The organism is Legionella nigrisilvae (assembly GCF_977063395.2).
In genome coordinates this window covers 632,218-650,520 of the sequence record NZ_CDRUGZ020000019.1, presented here as the reverse complement: position 1 = coordinate 650,520, position 18,303 = coordinate 632,218, and the positions used below count along the sequence as shown (strand labels likewise).

Below are 18,303 nucleotides of genomic sequence, written 5' to 3'. Positions count from 1 at the left end.
TCGGATGAGTTCAGTCCCCATCTAAAGCGACATATGAGATAGACGAGGTTTTTATGGCTAATGGCGTTATTGCAGAATTAAATGAATTAATTGGCTTAAGACGATATGTCCAATCCATGCATTATCGACCTGAAGGTAAAGCGATACAATCAGGAAATCATTTATCCAAATTACGTGGCCGCGGCATGGATTTCGCCGAAGTAAGAAATTATCAGGCAGGCGATGAAATACGTCATATGGAATGGCGCGTTACTGCACGCACGGGTAAACCTCACATTAAAATTTATCAGGAAGAACGAGAAAGACCGGTGGTGATTCTCGCGGATTTTAATCCTTCTATGATTTTTGGTACGCGCATCGCATTTAAATCCGTTATTGCTGCCCGACTGGCAGCACTTCTTGCTTGGACCGTCATCAAAGAAGGCGATAGAGTAGGAGGCGTATTTTTCTCAGCTACGGATCACAGTGAATTTACCCCTCGCAGTAGGGATATGGGCGTACTGCCCTTATTAGCATCCCTAAGTCAATATACCGATCAGACGGAAGAACAACGTGAAGCCCAACCCAGACAGCTTAGCGATGCATTGGTTCGCTTACATCGGGTGGTGAGACCGGGTAGTATCCTGGTTTTGATCAGTGATTTCTATTCTATGGACCGTGAGTGCGAAAAACATCTGAATCGATTACGTTACCATAATGACATCCTGGCCTATCATATTTGTGACCAAGTTGAGCTTTCTCCACCCAAACCCCAGCAATATGCCATAACCAATGGGCGACAAGAGCTCATCCTTGATACGAGCTTGCGCTCGGTGAGTACCGCATATGAACAGTATTGTCAGCAACGTATAGAGCACTTGCAAACTCAATTGCGACGCTTACATATTCAGTATGTACAGGTTACATCCGATATTGATTTGGCTCCCCTCGTACGGCAAACATTTCCCAGGAGGTCCCGTGGTTAATAACGATCCTCTGGCGCAATTAAAAGATATTCATCTCCCTCCTCCAATAGGTTGGTGGCCTATGGCTCCTGGGTGGTATATTTTGATTGGGTTGAGTTTATTTTTAGCAATGATCCTCGCTTACGTTATATATAAAAAACATCTTAATGCTCTCGCTAAAAAACAAGCTTTGCTTTTATTAAATAACTATCAGCATCAATATGATCAGGAACAAAATGGAGCCGAGACCAGTGCCCATATTTCACAATTACTACGCCGCGTCGCCCTGGTCTATTATCCAAGAGAACAAGTAGCTAGTTTACATGGAGAAGAATGGCTTAAATTTTTAAATGAAACGAGCAAAGATGTTGATTTCTATTTGGTAAAGGATTTACTCCTTGATGCTCCTTTTAAAACACAAGAAATTATGGATCTTAAACCATTATTCAATGCAGCACAGCTTTGGATTAAACAAAGGGGAGTGCCATGTTCGAATTAGCTAACCCTTGGGTTTTAATCGTCATACCTTTACCTTTGATCTTCTGGTTTTTAATGCCAAGAGCCAAAGTACAATTGCCTACGGCATTGAAGGTACCTTTCTTTGCTGACATGGTTCGCATTGCAGATCTAGAAAAACGTTCTGTTTCGGCTCAATATTTATTGCTCACCCCCGCGATAATATGGTTATTATTGGTGGTTGCTTTAGCAGGTCCTCGCTGGATTGGTGCTCCCAAACCTATCTCACGTGAGGGTTTTAACATTATGATGGCTTTAGATTTGTCTGGAAGTATGGAAATTCCCGATATGCTCTTACGCGGACGTCCAGTGAGTCGTTTAAGTGTTGTAAAAAGTGCTGCTGAACAATTTGTACAAGACCGTACGGGTGATAAAATTGGTTTAATCCTCTTTGGGACCCGAGCTTATTTACAAACACCTCTTACTTATGATCGACATACCATTCTCTTACGGCTTGAAGATGCTACTGCAGGGCTTGCAGGTAAAACAACATCTATTGGTGACGCCGTGGGTCTTGCTGTAAAACGGTTCAATAATGTTCCCAAAAAGGGAAGGATCCTTATTTTATTGACGGACGGAGCAAACAATTCTGGTGTACTTGCTCCTTTAAAAGCGGCTGAATTGGCTAAAGAAGAGGGCATCAAAATCTATACAATAGGCTTAGGGTCTGAAGCAGATTCAAGAGCCATTATTGGTGACTTTATGATGCAAAATGCCTCCGCAGATCTCGATGAAGAAACCTTAAAAAAAATGGCCGACATGACTGACGGCCGGTATTTTCGTGCTACCGATACGGAAACATTAAATTCAATTTATAAAACAATTAATCAGTTGGAAACTATCAATCAGGAACAAGCCACAGTTCGTCCCCAAAAAGAATATTATCCTTGGTTTGTCGGCCTCGCGTTATTACTTTGTTTCTCTTGGCTACTGAGAAAAGCAGATTTGAGCTTAAGCATACGAGCTACAATGACCGATCGGGAGGCTTTAAAGTCATGATTGCAACGTTTCATTTTTTAAGACCTTGGTGGCTGTTAATGATTTTACCTCTGCTGGGATTGATTTGGATTTTATGGCGGCAAAAACCAAAACTCCATGCTTGGTCGGAAGTATGCGATCAACATTTGTTGAGTCATCTTCTGCAAAAAAAAGGACAAGGACAACGTATGGGTTCCATGCTCTGTTTGTTTTTAAGTATTTTGTTTATGATTTTTAGTATTGCCGGTCCTGCTTGGTATAGATTGCCGGTAGCAACCTATAAACCAATACAGCCAAGAGTCCTGGTTTTAGATATGTCTGATAATATGATGGCTAATGACTTAACACCTAATCGTCTGAGTCGTGCTAAATTTAAATTGCATGATTTATTTGCCCACAAAGATGTAGGTCAATTTGGGCTTGTGGTCTTTACCAGTGAACCCTTTGTTGTCTCTCCGCTGACTGATGATGGGCATACTATTTCATCCTTACTTTCTTCATTAACTCCAGATATTTTGCCAGTAACTGGACAAAACCTTGATAGCGCCTTGAATGAAGCCAGTAAGCTCATCAAACAAGCGGGTTACAACCAAGGACAAATTTTGGTGTTAACAGCAGATGCACCTTCCGGTGCCTCAATAGCCTTAGCCGGAAAATTAGCTGAATCAGGAATTTATTCATCTATTATGCCCGTCAAAGCGGATAAGAATTTAAATCCACTTTTTCAGCAATTTGCCGATGCAGGTAGTGGACAACTAGTCAAATATGCATCCGATTCAAGCGATTTGGATCAATGGCTGAAATCCAGTAATACTAATGAGTTTGCTCTTAGTGAAGAAAAAGATGTTCCTCTTTGGCGTGATGAAGGGCGTTGGTTTTTAATACCAGCGATGCTGTTACTCTTGCCTGTGTTTCGACGTGGTTGGATACAGAGGGTAGCTGTATGATCCGTTTCTTTATTTTTTTATTCATTTCATTTTTGTCATATGCTACCCATGCCTTTAGTTGGCAAGACTTATGGTCCACACCGGATCAACAAGGTCGAGAGTTGATGAAAAAAAATCAATTTAAACAAGCTAAGGAAACATTTACACGCAGTGATTGGACCGCGGCTGCAGCATATCGTGCAGGCGATTATCAAAAAGCAGCCGAGCTGTATCAAGATTTAAACAATGAACAAGGATATTATAATCAAGGCAACGCTTTGGCCCATATGGGACAATATGAAGAAGCAATAAAAGCCTATGATAAGGCGTTAGCAATCAATGCAGCAAATCAAGATGCCATTTATAATAAAAAGTTGGTTGAAGACCTTTTGAAAAAAGATAAAGAAAAAAAACAAAACAAAGATCAACAAAACAAAGATCAACAAAATCAAGATCAACAAAACAAAGAGCAGCAAAATAAAGAGCAGCAAAACAAAGATCAGCAAAACAAAGATCAACAAAACAAAGATCAGCAAAACAAAGAGCAGCAAAACAAAGAGCAGCAAAACAAAGATCAGCAAAACAAAGAGCAGCAAAATAAAGAGCAGCAAAACAAAGAGCAGCAAAACAAAGATCAACAAAACAAAGATCAGCAAAACAAAGATCAGCAAAACAAAGAGCAGCAAAACAAAGAGCAGCAAAACAAAGATCAACAAAACAAAGAGCAGCAAAACAAAGAGCAGCAAAACAAAGATCAGCAAAACAAAGAGCAACAAAATAGTGAAGCACAATCTGAAACAGAACGAGAAAAACAACAAGCTAAAGAACAATGGTTGCGTTTGATTCCTGATGATCCTGGCGGATTGATGCGAGAAAAATTTTTACGTGACCATTTAAGAAGAGAACGCGGGTGGTATCAATGAAGAAAATAATAATTATTGGGTTCTTTTGTTTATTCAGTGCATTAGTCAATGCTGAAGTACAGGTGCAAGTTGATCCTTCCCAAATAAGCATTGATGATTCATTCAGATTAATTCTAACTCAAGATGATTTACAAAATGGAGGCATCCCGGACCTGACCCCACTTCAAAAGAATTTTATGATTGTGGGCACCGAACGTCGGATGAATTATTCGATTATTAATGGTCAGGCCCAATCCTCTAGTGAATGGACTATAACTTTAAAGCCCCAAAAAGAAGGTAAGCTAACAATTCCGGCAATAAGAATTGGCAAGGACTATACAAAACCTATGACCATTGAAGTCACCACGGGGAGTGCATCGCAAAATACACCTAGAGACGATTCTGCTGGTCACAACAATCAGAATCTTTATTTAACCACTGAGGTAGACCATAAAAAACCCTATTTGAATCAGCAAATTATTTATAAAGTTACTTTATACAATTCAAAGCATCTATTAGATGCAAATTATCAAGGCCCCCAAGTAGAAAATGCTCTGCTTATTCCTTTAGGTGAGGAAAAACGATCTCAGATTCAAAAAAATAATGTGACTTATCTGGTTGAGGAGCAAAATTATGCTATTTTTCCACAAAAGAGTGGCACTTTAAAAATTAAATCCCCCGTATTTACTGCATTAATTTATGATTTTAATCCCGAACGCGTAAAAGCTCAGGACAAAACCATTGCCATTGACGTACAACCCATCCCTAAAGAGTTTTCAGGTAAAACATGGTTGCCAGCCAAACAAGTTAAGTTAATGGAACAATATGAAAACGCAGAGAAAACCATAGCTCAAGGCAACACCTTAATTCGTACCGTTACTCTTGAAGGGGTTGGAATCCCTGCTCAACTTTTACCTTCGCTCAATTTTCCAGAAACCGATGGAGTGAATGTTTATCCGGAGAAGGGGAACGATAAAAACCGGGTTACCTACGGTGAATTGATTGGTCGCACAGAGATTAAAGTCACCTATTTATTTAATAAAGCAGGAAAGATAACGATTCCAGAATTAAAACTCCCTTGGTTCAATACCGAAACTGGAAAAGAAGAAATTGCCACTTTACCGGCAAAAACCTTCGAAGTTACTCCTTCAAACACAACAAATATAACTCAACCTCTTATCCCTAAAAACCAACCTGTCACTCAATCCACCAAGACAGTGAGCGAATCTATCACTTCCTCAACAAAATTTAATTGGGCTTGGATAGTAGCAGCACTTTTTGGTTTGGCGTGGCTCGTTACTTTAGCATTATGGGGATGGCAAAGACGCCATAAAAATACTGGGAGTGGTCAATACAAAACTGCTTTAAATAATCTCCATAAAGCGTGTAGGCAAGCCAATCCACAAAAAGCACGCGATGCCTTATTAAAGTGGGCCAATCTTTACTGGCCCGATGCACCTATATTAAATTTAACTGATTTAACACGTCTCACGACCGACGCAACCTTCAGAAAACAAGTGCAAATTCTTTCCCAAGTTTTATATAAAAACAAAGAAAAAACCTTGTGGCGAGGCGAGGAATTGTGGCGCAGTGTTGAGCAACTAAAAAAACATAATCGGAATAAAAAAGAACCTGAAGATGCCCTACCGCCAATGAATCGATTATGATTTTATTAGTAGGCAAAGCCAAAGTCCAAAAAATGAAAATAAAAAAACCTGGAATTTTTTGCGAACCCCAGGCGTTGATCATAAGGCAGCGATTAGGTGATATCTAATCGAGTTAAAAAGAACAATGCTTTTTACTGCATTGATGGATGTTCATCATCTTCTTGAAGCTCCTCATCAATCTTTTTCTTTTTAGCGGTGCTAATTTCTAAAGTAGATGATTTAGGCTTTACTTCAGATTTTTTGGGTGTCCCAATAATTGGAAAATCAGCGACAATTTGTTCTAATCGTTTTGCATCTTTTCTTATTTTATCCATATCCTGCTGCACCTTCATAGACGAAGTTTCAAGCAAATCGTCTTCTACTTCTTTATCATCACTGTCTTTTTTAGTGACTTCTGGCATTTTGTTACGGCTATTAACCATTTTTCCCGCAAGGAACTTAAATAAAGGATAAGTAATTCGTCCAACAATATAAATCGCCGCCAAAGACATGGCGACAGCAAAAATTGGAAATCCTGCAGGAGGGAATACCAAACTGACTATGGCACCAATTAATGCCAGTGAAGTGAAGGCCACCCCGGCTGTTTTATCCCAAGTAGCTTGAGAACCCAGCTTTGCTAATTTTCCTTTGCCCAACTCCTGATCATCATATAATTTTTGTAACTCGTCTAATTGTTCCTTTATTTCATGTCGTTTCGTTTTGTAGTTATCTTCTATGAGTTTAATGTTCTCTCTTTGTCCGGCAATTTTTGCCTTTTTTTCTTCAGCTTCTAATTGCTCTAAGTCATCAATTAAGTGAGCTATATGACTTTTTTTATTATCAATATCTTTTTCTATTTGTGCTAACTTATCTTGTATCTCGTACCGTTTATAATAAAGCTTGGCAAGCGTGATCACACTTAAACCCAGGGCAGCGATTGAAATAATTAAAGCAATAATAGGAGCTGATGGGGGAAAGGCAATTGCAGTTATTGCAAGACCTAAAAGTACTGCCGAATATAAAAACCGGGCATTACGTGACAAGGTTATCGGTGATTCTTGATTCGCTATATAGGCTGCAATATAAATAGCTGGAATCCGGATAAAATCAAAGGCAGCATTCACTATTCTAATGATTAGGAAAGCATTACCTGCTGCATCTGAAGCATGGGTTAAATGGCCTTTAATTTGGACCATACTTGTAATGGCACTCCCAGCTTCCTCTACAGAGTCCATAAAACTGTTAAATAATGGAAGCGTTTTCCATATAGATTGGACAATTGATTTTTGAGGCGCTTTTTTCCCTTTCATGAATTTTAATCTTTTTCTTAAATGCGTTATCGAAAAATCTTCGAGCTCAATTTCATTTTCATCGAAAAACATGGCTTTCCTCATAAAAATTATCTCTCTATGCATAGTATAACAACTTATTATGATTTAAATATGAACAAAGTGGGGTTGCGTCAAAACAAGTTCGAGAAGTCTTTCCCGTTCTAAATTAGAAAATCGGTCATCGATATTTTTGCTAAAAATTAATTTTGCTTTGACATCTTCATTCCTGCATCCACTTCCTTATAGAGAGAGAGGGGTTTTAAGTGTTCCCCTTTCAAGTATTTTTGCACGAAAGGTTGTTCCTCAGCCCAAGCAAAATACTCCTCCAAAGGAATAAAATTACTAGGTACCCGTGTTCCTTCTGTATAAGGCAGAGGCCGCAAGAAATCGGCTACTTGGGTAAGATTATTAACAACACCTTTATCATGAAGAAAACGAATTAATTGATAAAAATGCAATGAATCCGGTTTATAGTGGCCACTGCTGTTACTAATCATCGCCACCATCCCATCTTTAACCAACCACATTCCGGCACAACGAACCTTACGGCCATTAAAAAGTGACGAGTGATGGTAAATTCCAGCCTTATGGGGATGGACATGGAATAAATTGTCATTATATTTATCCCAAACAAAAGCCGCACCGCCAAATGCCATGCCTCTTTTATAAGAAATGTTTTTTAATCGGATTGTGTTTAGTGTAGGCCATTCCGCTAAGGAATCTTTGGGAATAATTTTTAATTTTTCATCCTCTATCTGGACTTGGACTTTATCTCGTAATTCGTAATCTACGGAAGTTATCTTTGTTTTATAAGACTCTCGCCAATTGTCACTTATACCTTCTAATGCGGTTGTTAAGGGATGCTCCTCTAACCACAAAAAAAAGGGAGGTGGATCTGTTTCTCTAGCCCATTCATAAAATGCAGTATTCATCGGATATTCGGCACGGTTTAAACCTTTTTCAATATCACTATAATTAAATTCAATTGTTCGATGAGCTGGATCTAAGCGCTCAATCAAAGTTGAACCAAAAAGACTTAATAAAGGGTTTTCTCCATGTGTTTTTTCGCGTTCCTTAATTGTTTCCAACATCGCATTTTTGGATAGATGACGCGGTTTAGCCTCTTTATAATGATTTTTTAATTTCTCTAGATAGATTGTTTTATTTTCCGCCAGTTTTTGAATAATACGCAATGGTTCTACTGCTTTGGGTAGATTCATTAATTGAGTGCTCATCTCATTTATCTGAGAAAGTAATTCCATTCTTTTATCAAAGAACTCTATTTTTGTTTTTGGAATGGAATGATATTCTTGTAATAATTGAGTAATAGCTACAAGACTGGTATTCACCTCAGCTGGAGTTAATCCGCTAGTTTCACATAATTTTTCCCAATCTTTGAGACTCGGGACATCGCGCCACATAAGATAAACCACAAGAAGTATAATTATTATGATAATAGATCATTTTTTGATCAATTAACAAATTTTTAGGACTAAAATGGACCAAAACTTATGCATTAAATCTCCACAATGAATAAATTTGTAAACTTATGCGATTATATGAGCTTGATAATGATGAACTATTCGTGAATAAACTGATGCATGAACCAAGGCCAATCGCATCTAATTCTTTAATATTGGGACAATGCACAAAAAAGTGTATAATTCCTCTTTTTGTTATACAAATATTGATCAGTCATGAATCTTGAAAAATTATATGATGTTATTGTAGTAGGTGGCGGACATGCAGGCACAGAAGCTGCTTTAGCGGCAGCCCGGATGGGAGCGCAAACGTTATTACTTACTCATAACATGGATTTGCTCGGTCAAATGTCATGTAATCCTGCTATAGGTGGGATAGGAAAAGGCCATTTGGTGAAAGAAATTGATGCCTTGGATGGAGCTATGGCAAAAGCTGCAGATAAAGCTGGCATTCAATTTCGCACGCTTAACGCCTCCAAAGGTCCCGCAGTCCGCGCTACACGTGCGCAAACGGACCGTGTGCTCTATCGCCAAGCCATTAGAGAGCAATTACAAACACAACCCAATCTGACCCTCTTTCAACAGGCTGTGGACGATTTATTGATTGAAGGAGAACGCGTAACTGCTGTAGTAACTCAAATGGGCCTGGTCTTGCGAGCACGTGCAATAGTACTGACAGTGGGTACATTTTTGGGCGGAAAAATTCATGTAGGTATGAATCAATATGCCGGAGGTCGTGCAGGAGATCCACCTTCAGTAGCCCTAGCCAAAAGCTTACGTGATCTTGATTTGCCCGTTGGCCGTCTAAAGACAGGCACCCCTCCACGAATCGATCGTCGCTCCTTAGATTACTGTCAAATGACGGTGCAACCAGGCGATACACCGACCCCTGTTTTTTCCTATTTAGGTCATGTGAGCGATCATCCGCTACAAGTCCCGTGTCATATTACCCATACAACTGAAGCAACACATGAAATTATTCGTAATAATTTGCACCAATCACCTATGTATGCTGGGGTTATTGAAGGCGTAGGACCGCGTTATTGTCCCTCTATAGAGGATAAAATTGTTCGTTTTGCTGATAAATTATCTCACCAAATCTTTGTTGAACCCGAGGGATTAACCACTGAAGAAATCTATCCTAATGGTATTTCTACAAGCCTTCCTTTTGAAGTACAAGTGCAGTTTGTTCGTACGATCAAAGGTTTTGAAAATGCTCATATTACCCGGCCAGGCTATGCTATAGAATACGATTACTTTGATCCTCGTGGATTAACTTCATTTTTGCAAACCAAACCCATCCCCAACTTATTTTTTGCAGGACAAATTAATGGGACCACCGGCTATGAAGAGGCGGCTGCCCAAGGAATCATCGCAGGAATGAATGCAGCGCTGCAAGTACAAGATAAAGAACTTTGGTGCCCACGGCGTGATGAAGCTTATATAGGTGTATTAATCGATGATCTAATTACGTGCGGCACTCAAGAACCTTATAGAATGTTCACTTCGCGTGCTGAATATCGGCTGCTTTTACGTGAAGATAATGCAGATTTACGCTTAACTGCTAAAGGCCGCGAATTAGGCGTAGTGGGTGATGAACGTTGGCAACATTTTACTACCAAAAGTGAAGCAATAGCGTCCACGCAATCGTTGCTGCACCAAACGTGGGTTCGTGTAGGGCATAATGAGATTTTAAAAGATGTGTTACTCAATCCCATGCAACATGATAATAGAGCCTCAGAGTTCTTGAAACGTCCAGAGATTAATTATCAGCATTTACTCATGCTCGAAGATTTGAATTTACCCGAACTGCTACCCGAAGTTAGCGAACAAATAGAAATTCAAAACAAATATGCAGGCTATATCGATAGGCAACAACAAGATATTGAAAAAATGCGTAAACAAGAAAACACGGTCCTTCCCGAATCTCTGGATTATAGCAAGGTCACAGGATTATCTAATGAAGTAATTCAGAAGTTAACCAAGATAAGACCCGCTACTTTAGCCCAAGCTGGCCGGATTTCAGGTGTAACTCCTGCCGCCTTGTCCCTACTTTTGGTGCATTTGAAAAAACAGCGAATTGAGGTATGAAGGAACAAATAGAGCAAATACAATCGCAACTTAAAGAAGGTTTGCAACAATTTGAGCTGGATGCACTTAGTGCACCTTTGGTGGATTACTTATTCTTACTTAACAAGTGGAATTTAGCTTATAATCTCACTGCAATCCGTGACCTTGAGTCTATGGTGAGTAAGCATATATTAGATAGCCTGGCTATTTTGCCTTGGCTTAGAGGCAAACAAATTATAGATGTAGGAACAGGAGCCGGTTTACCGGGTATCCCTCTTGCTTTAGCTCGGCCTGATTTTAACTTTGTTTTATTAGACTCAAATGGTAAAAAAACTCGATTCTTGAATGAAGTTAAGCGACAACTCGACTTAAAAAATGTTGAAATTGTACAATTTAGAGTCGAAAACTACCACCCAACTCAAGGTTTTGATACAGTAGTAAGTCGCGCTTTTAGTAGTCTGGTACAAATGGTTCAGTGGACGCAACACCTTATTGCCGATGATGGAATTTGGTTGGCAATGAAAGGACGTGATCCTGATACAGAATTAAATGAGATAAAGCAGCACTGCTCGATAGAACATTATAAGGTTTCAGGTATTGAAGGCGAGCGTTGTTGCGTCATTATTGAAAATCAACCAAGAAAAAGTAGTTAACAACAGCTGTTTAATTGTTCTGACTTGAGCGAAATCATCGTTTAGCCAATCAGGTGCACGTTAATCAGATCCTGGATGTTTACTGCTTATTCGAGTTTAATCAAGGAATAAATCATGGCAAAAGTTATAGCCATTGCCAATCAAAAAGGTGGAGTAGGCAAAACCACTACAGCGATTAATTTAGCTGCTTCTTTAGCAGCGAATCGACAACAGGTTTTACTAATTGACTTGGATCCTCAAGGCAATGCCACTATGGGTAGCGGCGTCGATAAAAGCCAATTGGTTCATACAACTAATGATGTATTACTCCATGATTGTCTTGCAGAACAAGCATGCCTTGCCACAACCAGTGGTTATGATTTACTTCCAGGCAATGATGATTTAACGGTGGCTGAAGTAAGTCTAATGGAGCGCAATCATCGTGAAACATTTTTATTTAAAGCACTCCAGCCTATTCAAAACAATTATGATTTTATTCTGATTGATTGCCCACCCGCTTTGAATACGCTAACTATAAATGCTTTTGTTGCTGCGGATTCTGTGCTTATTCCTATGCAATGCGAATATTACGCACTAGAAGGGTTAGCTGCTCTGCTGTCGACTATTGAACAGGTCAAAGCCTCAGTAAATCCTCGTTTACATCTTGAGGGTCTGTTACGAACCATGTACGATGCTCGTAACCGATTGTGTTCTGAGGTATCAAAACAACTAATAGAACACTTTCCAAGTAAGGTCTACAGAACCGTAATACCGCGTAATGTTAGACTTGCTGAAGCACCAAGCCACGGATTGCCAGCTTTACATTATGATAAAACATCACCAGGTGCAGCAGCCTACATGGTACTCGCTTCCGAGTTGATTAATAAACAGACTGTAGCAGGATGAATGGGGTAATTTATGACAGCAAAACGTAGTAGTTTAGGGCGTAACTTATCCGCGTTATTAAGCCAATCAAGTAGCACTCTTTTAAATGAGAAACCGCCAGCTGAAAGTCTCAAGCTCGCAGTAGACTGCCTGCAGCCGGGTAAATATCAACCCCGTGGCGAGATGGAAGAAGCTCCACTCATGGAACTAGCCCAATCAATTAAAAAACAAGGCTTACTCCAACCTCTTCTGGTTCGCGAACTAAGTGATGGGCGTTATGAAATTATTGCCGGGGAACGTCGTTGGCGTGCCAGCCAATTAGCAGGCCTGACTGAAGTTCCAGTTATTTTGAAGCAGGTTGATGATGAAACAGCGATGGCTATGGCCTTAGTGGAAAATTTACAGCGTGAAGATCTAAATGCGATGGATCAAGCTCGTGCCATGCATAGACTTACTCACGAGTTTTCCTTGACGCATCAACAAGTGGCTGATCTTTTATGTAAATCCAGAGCTGCTGTAAGCAACTTTTTGCGATTATTGGCTTTGTCAGCAGGAGTTAAAAAGCTTTTAGAACATGGCGATATTGATATGGGACATGCACGCGCCTTACTCATGTTAGAAGAAGAACAACAAAACCAGGTGGCTCAGCTTATTATTGCCAAAAACTTATCTGTACGTGAAACGGAGAAGTTGGTCGAACGAATCAAATTAGGTAAAACCAAAGATCAACAGCTTTATAGTGATCTTTCACACATTTACCACGAGCAATTAAAAAATCTTTCTCAACATTTACAGACTGCAATTAAACTCAAGCCCGGAAAAGCGGGTAAAGGTTCATTAGTTATTCACTATGACAATGAACACAGTTTGCAACAGATTATCGATCAATTAATCGGTGCCCCTCAATAATTTTTAATTCATTGCGACTTTATCCCGGATGGGCGAACATCAAATCCGGGAAACTCAACGCCATTGGATTTCTTTTTAGAAAGGAAATTGCCGCTATCATCGTTTTGAAACTCTACCTGAACTTTTGATAGATGCTACAATTTTATACTACAATTACCTTATAAGCTGGTTATATTGCTTGGAGAACGCAATGTTAATTCAGCCCGTTCAACCTGTTCATGTTCTAATGAAGATTGGCGAAATTGAATACATAAGCCAACTACTAAGTTTATCTGAAAAAAAACTGGAATTAAGATGCGAGGAATATATTGAAAAGGAGATTGAAGTTTCCTTTTTTGCCAAACATTTTCGCGGCCAGGCAATTATCCAAGAAATTCAATTCGCTCACTCGTTTTTTACCTATAAGCTAACCATAAAAGAGATCCAATTTCAGCCTGGTTTGTTGATTAATACACGTTTATGAAATCACTACTGAATCATCCTTGCTGGAAGCAGCGAACTCGAATTGATTTAACCATGAAGAAACCCGGGTTACATTTTGGTGCACCCGGGCTACAACTATAAGGATCGATTTATAGCCAGTAAACAAAAACAAATAAGAACAACCAGACCACGTCTACAAAGTGCCAATACCAAGCCACTCCCTCAAAAGCAAAATGCCGTTCTGGAGTAAAATGACCTAATTTACAACGAACAGTGATCACAATTAGCATAATTGTACCCAAAGTCACGTGTATCCCGTGGAATCCGGTTAACATAAAAAATGTCGTTCCGTAAATCCCCGAAGATAGGGTTAAATTCATTTCTGTGTATGCTTCATGATACTCATAACTTTGTAAAGCTAAGAATAATATACCTAACGAAATGGTTAAAATCATCCCGATAATGAGCTGTCTTTGCTTTCCTAATTTTAAAGCCCAATGAGCCCAGGTGATAGTGACCCCAGAGGTCAATAAAATAAGCGTGTTCACTGCTGCTAATCCCCACGCTCCCATTGCTTCATGAGCACCAGCAAAAACCTGGTTGTTTGGGTTAAATAAGATAGGCCAGTTGGCACTGAAATTAGGCCATAATGTAAAGTGTGTAATGGGGTGAAATTCACCTCCTAATATAGGGACAGACCACCACCTGCTATAGAAAAGGGCTCCAAAAAATGCACCGAAGAAACAAACTTCAGAAAAAATAAACCAGCACATTCCCCAACGAAATGATCTATCAACTTGTTCGTCATAGACTCCTTTCGAATTTTCATAAATCACTTGGCCAAACCAGCCAAATAACATAAAAATCATGATTCCTACACCAATAGTAAATATGTAGGGTCCATACCAATCATTATGAAGCCAAGATGCAGCACCCACAAGCGTAGTAGTTAACCCACATGATGCCACCAAAGGCCAATGGCTTGGCTTAGGGATATAATAAGTACCATGTGCTCCCATTATATTTTTATCTCCTGTCATGAATAGGGCCTATTTAGAATTCGCTATCCTAAGTCCCAGGACTTTGTTTCTGAAGCATAAAGCAAGAAACCAAGTTCTATGACCAAGCTAGTAGAATTGAAACAGGCATTAATCTGTTTTTGACACGCTCCTTGCCATTGAAGCATGTAACCTACTAAAAATTACCAACTTGCATGACTAGCTTATGATTACTGCTTAGATGCTTATAATCAGAGCTGCCAGGTTATGTTAACCTTTATCTGTTACATCAAATAAAGTATAAGACAAAGTAACTGTGTGCACCTTTTCAGGTAAATCAGCATCCAAATGAAATAATAAAGGCATATTCATTGCCTCGTGTCCATTTAGTGTTTGCCGAGTAAAGCAAAAACATTCAGTTTTTTTCAGATACTTTGCAGCAATCCCAGGTGTAACACTAGGTATTGCCTGTACGGTCATCGGATGATCCGTTTTATTTTCAGCATAAAAAGCAAGTTTGGCTATTTCCCCGGGATGTACCGTTATTTTTCGAGTTTTGGGATAAAAAGCCCATGGTACCCCACTGTTGTTTGTCGCAACAAACTCTACAATAATTTCCCTTTTTTTATCGATTTTCGCTTTATTTACATCGTAAGCTACCGCTTCGGGGTTTGTTTTTCCATTAATACCTAGTGACTTACATAAACTATTATAAATAGGCACTAAGGCAAATCCGAAAGCAAACATCCCCAGTACAAGACCCGATAAGATGATAATTAGCCTGTGATGCCCTTTTTGATTTTTCATACAACAAACCTATAAATCGAGTTTAGGTGGTGTCGTAAACGTATGATATGGGGGTGGTGAAGGTAACGTCCACTCCAAACCATATGCTCCTTCCCAAGATCTTCCAGCTGCGATATCTTTTTTAGTACCCTTTTTCCTTACTGTGGCAATCACATTAAATAAAAATAAAAGCTGAGTAAAACCAAAAATAAAAGCACCTATAGAAGAGATCATATTAAAATTAGTAAATTGCAATGCATAATCTGGGATTCTTCTGGGCATTCCTGCCAGACCTAAAAAGTGCATCGGGAAAAATGCTACATTTACTGAAATAACAGATAACCAAAAATGCCATTTGCCCAGTACCTCGTTATACATATGCCCAGTCCACTTCGGCAACCAATAATAGGTTGCAGAAAAAAGGGCGAAAATTACACCTGGGACCAGAACATAATGGAAATGAGCTACTACAAAATAACTATCTTGGTACTGAAAATCTGCAGGCACCAATGCCAACATAAGCCCTGTAAATCCACCTATGGTAAATAAAAATACAAATGCCAACGCAAATAACATGGGCGTTTCAAAGGTCATAGAACCTCGAAACATAGTGCTAACCCAGTTAAATACTTTAATACCGGTTGGAACAGCAATAAGCATTGTCGTATACATAAAAAATAACTCTGCACCCAACGGGATACCTGAGGTAAACATATGGTGTGCCCATACAATAAATGACAATATTGCAATGCTGACGGTCGCGTATACCATAAAATAATAGCCGAATAATGGCTTACGACTAAACGTAGGTATAACTTCGGAAATCACGCCAAAAGCGGGTAATACAAGAACATACACCTCTGGATGTCCGAAGAACCAGAATACGTGTTGAAACAGTATGGGATCTCCACCACCTGAAGCTTCAAAGAAGCTGGTGCCGAAATGACGATCTGCCAACATCATGGTGACTGCTCCAGCCAATACAGGCATAATCGCGATTAGCAAAAAGGCAGTAATTAGCCAAGTCCATACGAACATTGGCATTTTCATCAATGTCATACCTGGGGCACGTAAATTTAAAATCGTTGCGATAATGTTAATCGAACCCATAATGGATGAAATACCCATCATATGGATCGAGAAAATCATAAAATCTGTACTAGGAGGGGCATATTTGGTAGATAAAGGTGCATACATCGTCCAACCAAAGTTAGGGCCACCTCCTGCATGAAATGTGGTTGAAAGTAATAATGTAAACGCAAAGGGCAAAAGCCAAAAACTCCAGTTATTTAATCGGGGCAAAGCCATATCTGGAGCACCGATCATCATAGGAATTTGCCAGTTAGCCATTCCGGTAAATGCAGGCATTACCACCCCAAATAGCATAATTAACCCATGTAATGTCGTCATTTGGTTAAAGAAATTCGGATCAACAAAGCGATGACCAGGTTGAAACAGCTCTGCACGAATCACTAGCGCCATGCCACCAGCCAGGAAGAAACTGATCATTGCGAGCCACAGATAAAGTGTGCCGATATCTTTATGGTTGGTAGTAAACAACCAGCGTTTTATAAAGCCTAAAATGCCTTTACCCTGTTCTGGACCATGATCATCATGTTTTTCATCGTGCGCTAATGTATAACTACTCATTGCAAACCTCCAGCTTGAACTTTATTAACCATGGTTGGTTGTTGATTAGCTTTCTGACGTTGTGCAGCAACTTCTGCGGCTTGAACGACATCATTTGTGTTGTTACCCCAGGCATTACGTTCATAAGACGTAATCGCAGCTATTTCTTCATCGGTAAGTTGATCTTTATAAGGCTGCATTGCAGAACCAGTAATACCATTAAGGATTATATCCAGGTGCCGGGAAACAGGATGGCCTGTTGCGACCGAACTACCTCTGAGCGCAGGATATAGCGGTGGGATACCTTTGCCGTTGGGTTGATGACAGGCAGAACAAAATTGCTCGTATTTTTGCTTCCCAAATGCAAGTAACTCATCTCGGCTCATCGTTTTCTGGGTAGGAGGATTCTCTTCTTGATTCGCATACTGATCTTCTTTTTTTGTTTGCGCGACGACCCATTTATCAAAATCATCCTGAGTCACGGCCTCAACTACTATTGGCATAAAGCCATGATTTACACCACAAAGTTCCGCACATTGACCTCGATAAGTTCCTGGTTTTTCAATAGTTGCCCACGCTTCATACATAAATCCCGGTATTGCATCGCGCTTAATACCTAATTCTGGAACCCACCAAGAGTGAACAACATCATTTGAAGTCACTAAAAAGCGAATTTTTTTATTCACAGGTACCACCATGGGCTTATCTACTTCGAGTAAATACCACTCATTCTTTTTCTGTTTATTTTGAATTTGCGCAAATGGTGTAGATAGGGTACTGAAAAAACTAATTCCCTGATCAAGATATTCATACTGCCAGCGCCACTGATAACCTACTATTTTTATGGTTACTTCGGATTGATTTGTATCATCCATTCGGATTAAAACCCGCGTAGCAGGAACTGCAAGTCCAACAAGAATCAAGAAAGGAATGATCGACCAGACAATTTCTAATCGAGGATTATCATGAAATTTAGCGGGCTTATATCCTTTAGATTTTCTATGATGGATCATTGAATAGATCATCACACCGAAGACAACGACTCCAATAATGGCACAAACAGCCATACATACCATATGCAGGTAATATACGTCTTTGCTGATAGGCGTGACCCCTTTGTGCATATTTAACTGCCAAAAATCCGCAGCAGCGAATAGTGGTCGGCTCGCAACCCAGGCACCTAGCATCGTTAATAATCTACAGATCTTTAACCTGTTTAACATCCCCATTCCTCGTCTTGTCAAGAA

Annotated in this window: 17 protein-coding genes; 11 read left to right on the top strand and 6 right to left on the bottom strand. The window is 39.6% G+C overall.

The window, feature by feature from the left end:
- The first annotated feature begins 53 nt into the window (after positions 1 to 53).
- From ACWTE2_RS07965 to ACWTE2_RS07940, 6 genes are read left to right on the top strand one after another with little or no spacing between them, the layout of a single operon-like run.
- The gene (locus tag ACWTE2_RS07965; RefSeq protein WP_182392226.1) at positions 54 to 965 is read left to right on the top strand and encodes a DUF58 domain-containing protein; all 912 of its coding nucleotides are present in this window, start codon (positions 54 to 56) and stop codon (positions 963 to 965) included.
- On the top strand, positions 958 to 1,443 hold the full coding sequence (locus ACWTE2_RS07960; RefSeq protein ID WP_454784912.1) for a DUF4381 domain-containing protein: 486 nt from the start codon (positions 958 to 960) through the stop codon (positions 1,441 to 1,443). Before ACWTE2_RS07965 ends, ACWTE2_RS07960 begins: the two co-directional genes overlap by 8 nt.
- Positions 1,431 to 2,459: a VWA domain-containing protein gene (locus tag ACWTE2_RS07955; RefSeq protein ID WP_454784911.1), complete on the top strand. Its 1,029-nt coding sequence runs from the start codon at positions 1,431 to 1,433 to the stop codon at positions 2,457 to 2,459. Before ACWTE2_RS07960 ends, ACWTE2_RS07955 begins: the two co-directional genes overlap by 13 nt.
- On the top strand, positions 2,456 to 3,385 hold the full coding sequence (locus ACWTE2_RS07950) for a vWA domain-containing protein (RefSeq protein ID WP_454784910.1): 930 nt from the start codon (positions 2,456 to 2,458) through the stop codon (positions 3,383 to 3,385). Before ACWTE2_RS07955 ends, ACWTE2_RS07950 begins: the two co-directional genes overlap by 4 nt.
- Positions 3,382 to 4,287 carry a tetratricopeptide repeat protein gene (locus tag ACWTE2_RS07945; protein ID WP_454784909.1) on the top strand — a complete coding sequence of 302 codons (906 nt, stop codon included), beginning with the start codon at positions 3,382 to 3,384 and terminating at the stop codon, positions 4,285 to 4,287. Before ACWTE2_RS07950 ends, ACWTE2_RS07945 begins: the two co-directional genes overlap by 4 nt.
- Complete coding sequence (locus ACWTE2_RS07940) at positions 4,284 to 5,933, top strand: protein BatD (protein ID WP_454784908.1); 1,650 nt, start codon at positions 4,284 to 4,286, stop codon at positions 5,931 to 5,933. Before ACWTE2_RS07945 ends, ACWTE2_RS07940 begins: the two co-directional genes overlap by 4 nt.
- 131 nt (positions 5,934 to 6,064) lie before the next feature.
- Here ACWTE2_RS07940 and ACWTE2_RS07935 read toward each other — a convergent pair whose 3' ends face one another.
- Together ACWTE2_RS07935 and ACWTE2_RS07930 are read right to left on the bottom strand one after the other, a co-directional pair.
- Positions 6,065 to 7,294 carry a hypothetical protein gene (locus ACWTE2_RS07935; protein ID WP_454784907.1) on the bottom strand — a complete coding sequence of 410 codons (1,230 nt, stop codon included), beginning with the start codon at positions 7,292 to 7,294 and terminating at the stop codon, positions 6,065 to 6,067.
- Positions 7,295 to 7,443: 149 nt separating this feature from the next.
- The gene (locus ACWTE2_RS07930; protein WP_454784906.1) at positions 7,444 to 8,664 is read right to left on the bottom strand and encodes a hypothetical protein; all 1,221 of its coding nucleotides are present in this window, start codon (positions 8,662 to 8,664) and stop codon (positions 7,444 to 7,446) included.
- A 276-nt stretch (positions 8,665 to 8,940) separates the two neighbouring features.
- On the opposite strand from ACWTE2_RS07930, the gene mnmG reads away from it, so the two are divergent.
- The 5 genes from mnmG (at position 8,941) to ACWTE2_RS07905 (ending at position 13,683) form a co-directional block, all read left to right on the top strand.
- Positions 8,941 to 10,815: a tRNA uridine-5-carboxymethylaminomethyl(34) synthesis enzyme MnmG gene (gene mnmG, locus ACWTE2_RS07925; RefSeq protein ID WP_454784905.1), complete on the top strand. Its 1,875-nt coding sequence runs from the start codon at positions 8,941 to 8,943 to the stop codon at positions 10,813 to 10,815.
- On the top strand, positions 10,812 to 11,447 hold the full coding sequence (gene rsmG / locus ACWTE2_RS07920; protein ID WP_454784904.1) for a 16S rRNA (guanine(527)-N(7))-methyltransferase RsmG: 636 nt from the start codon (positions 10,812 to 10,814) through the stop codon (positions 11,445 to 11,447). Before mnmG ends, rsmG begins: the two co-directional genes overlap by 4 nt.
- Positions 11,448 to 11,561: 114 nt before the next feature.
- Positions 11,562 to 12,332, top strand: a complete 771-nt coding sequence (locus ACWTE2_RS07915) for a ParA family protein (RefSeq protein WP_182392216.1) — start codon at positions 11,562 to 11,564, stop codon at positions 12,330 to 12,332.
- Between the two features lie 12 nt (positions 12,333 to 12,344).
- Entirely contained in the window at positions 12,345 to 13,220 is an 876-nt protein-coding gene (locus tag ACWTE2_RS07910) for a ParB/RepB/Spo0J family partition protein (RefSeq protein ID WP_454784903.1), read from the top strand.
- Positions 13,221 to 13,410: 190 nt separating this feature from the next.
- Positions 13,411 to 13,683 carry a hypothetical protein gene (locus tag ACWTE2_RS07905; RefSeq protein ID WP_454784902.1) on the top strand — a complete coding sequence of 91 codons (273 nt, stop codon included), beginning with the start codon at positions 13,411 to 13,413 and terminating at the stop codon, positions 13,681 to 13,683.
- Between the two features lie 109 nt (positions 13,684 to 13,792).
- Here the strand turns inward: ACWTE2_RS07905 and ACWTE2_RS07900 are convergent, their stop codons facing one another.
- The 4 genes from ACWTE2_RS07900 to coxB all read right to left on the bottom strand — a co-directional run bounded on the left by ACWTE2_RS07900 (position 13,793) and on the right by coxB (position 18,279).
- Positions 13,793 to 14,662, bottom strand: coding sequence for a cytochrome c oxidase subunit 3 (locus tag ACWTE2_RS07900; protein WP_454785028.1), 870 nt, complete (start codon positions 14,660 to 14,662; stop codon positions 13,793 to 13,795).
- A 249-nt stretch (positions 14,663 to 14,911) separates the two neighbouring features.
- Positions 14,912 to 15,448, bottom strand: coding sequence for a cytochrome c oxidase assembly protein (locus ACWTE2_RS07895; RefSeq protein ID WP_182392213.1), 537 nt, complete (start codon positions 15,446 to 15,448; stop codon positions 14,912 to 14,914).
- A 9-nt stretch (positions 15,449 to 15,457) separates the two neighbouring features.
- Positions 15,458 to 17,077: a cytochrome c oxidase subunit I gene (gene ctaD, locus ACWTE2_RS07890; RefSeq protein ID WP_454784901.1), complete on the bottom strand. Its 1,620-nt coding sequence runs from the start codon at positions 17,075 to 17,077 to the stop codon at positions 15,458 to 15,460.
- Complete coding sequence (gene coxB, locus ACWTE2_RS07885) at positions 17,074 to 18,279, bottom strand: cytochrome c oxidase subunit II (protein WP_454784900.1); 1,206 nt, start codon at positions 18,277 to 18,279, stop codon at positions 17,074 to 17,076. The genes ctaD and coxB overlap by 4 nt, the downstream gene beginning before the upstream one ends.
- Positions 18,280 to 18,303 lie beyond the last annotated feature (24 nt).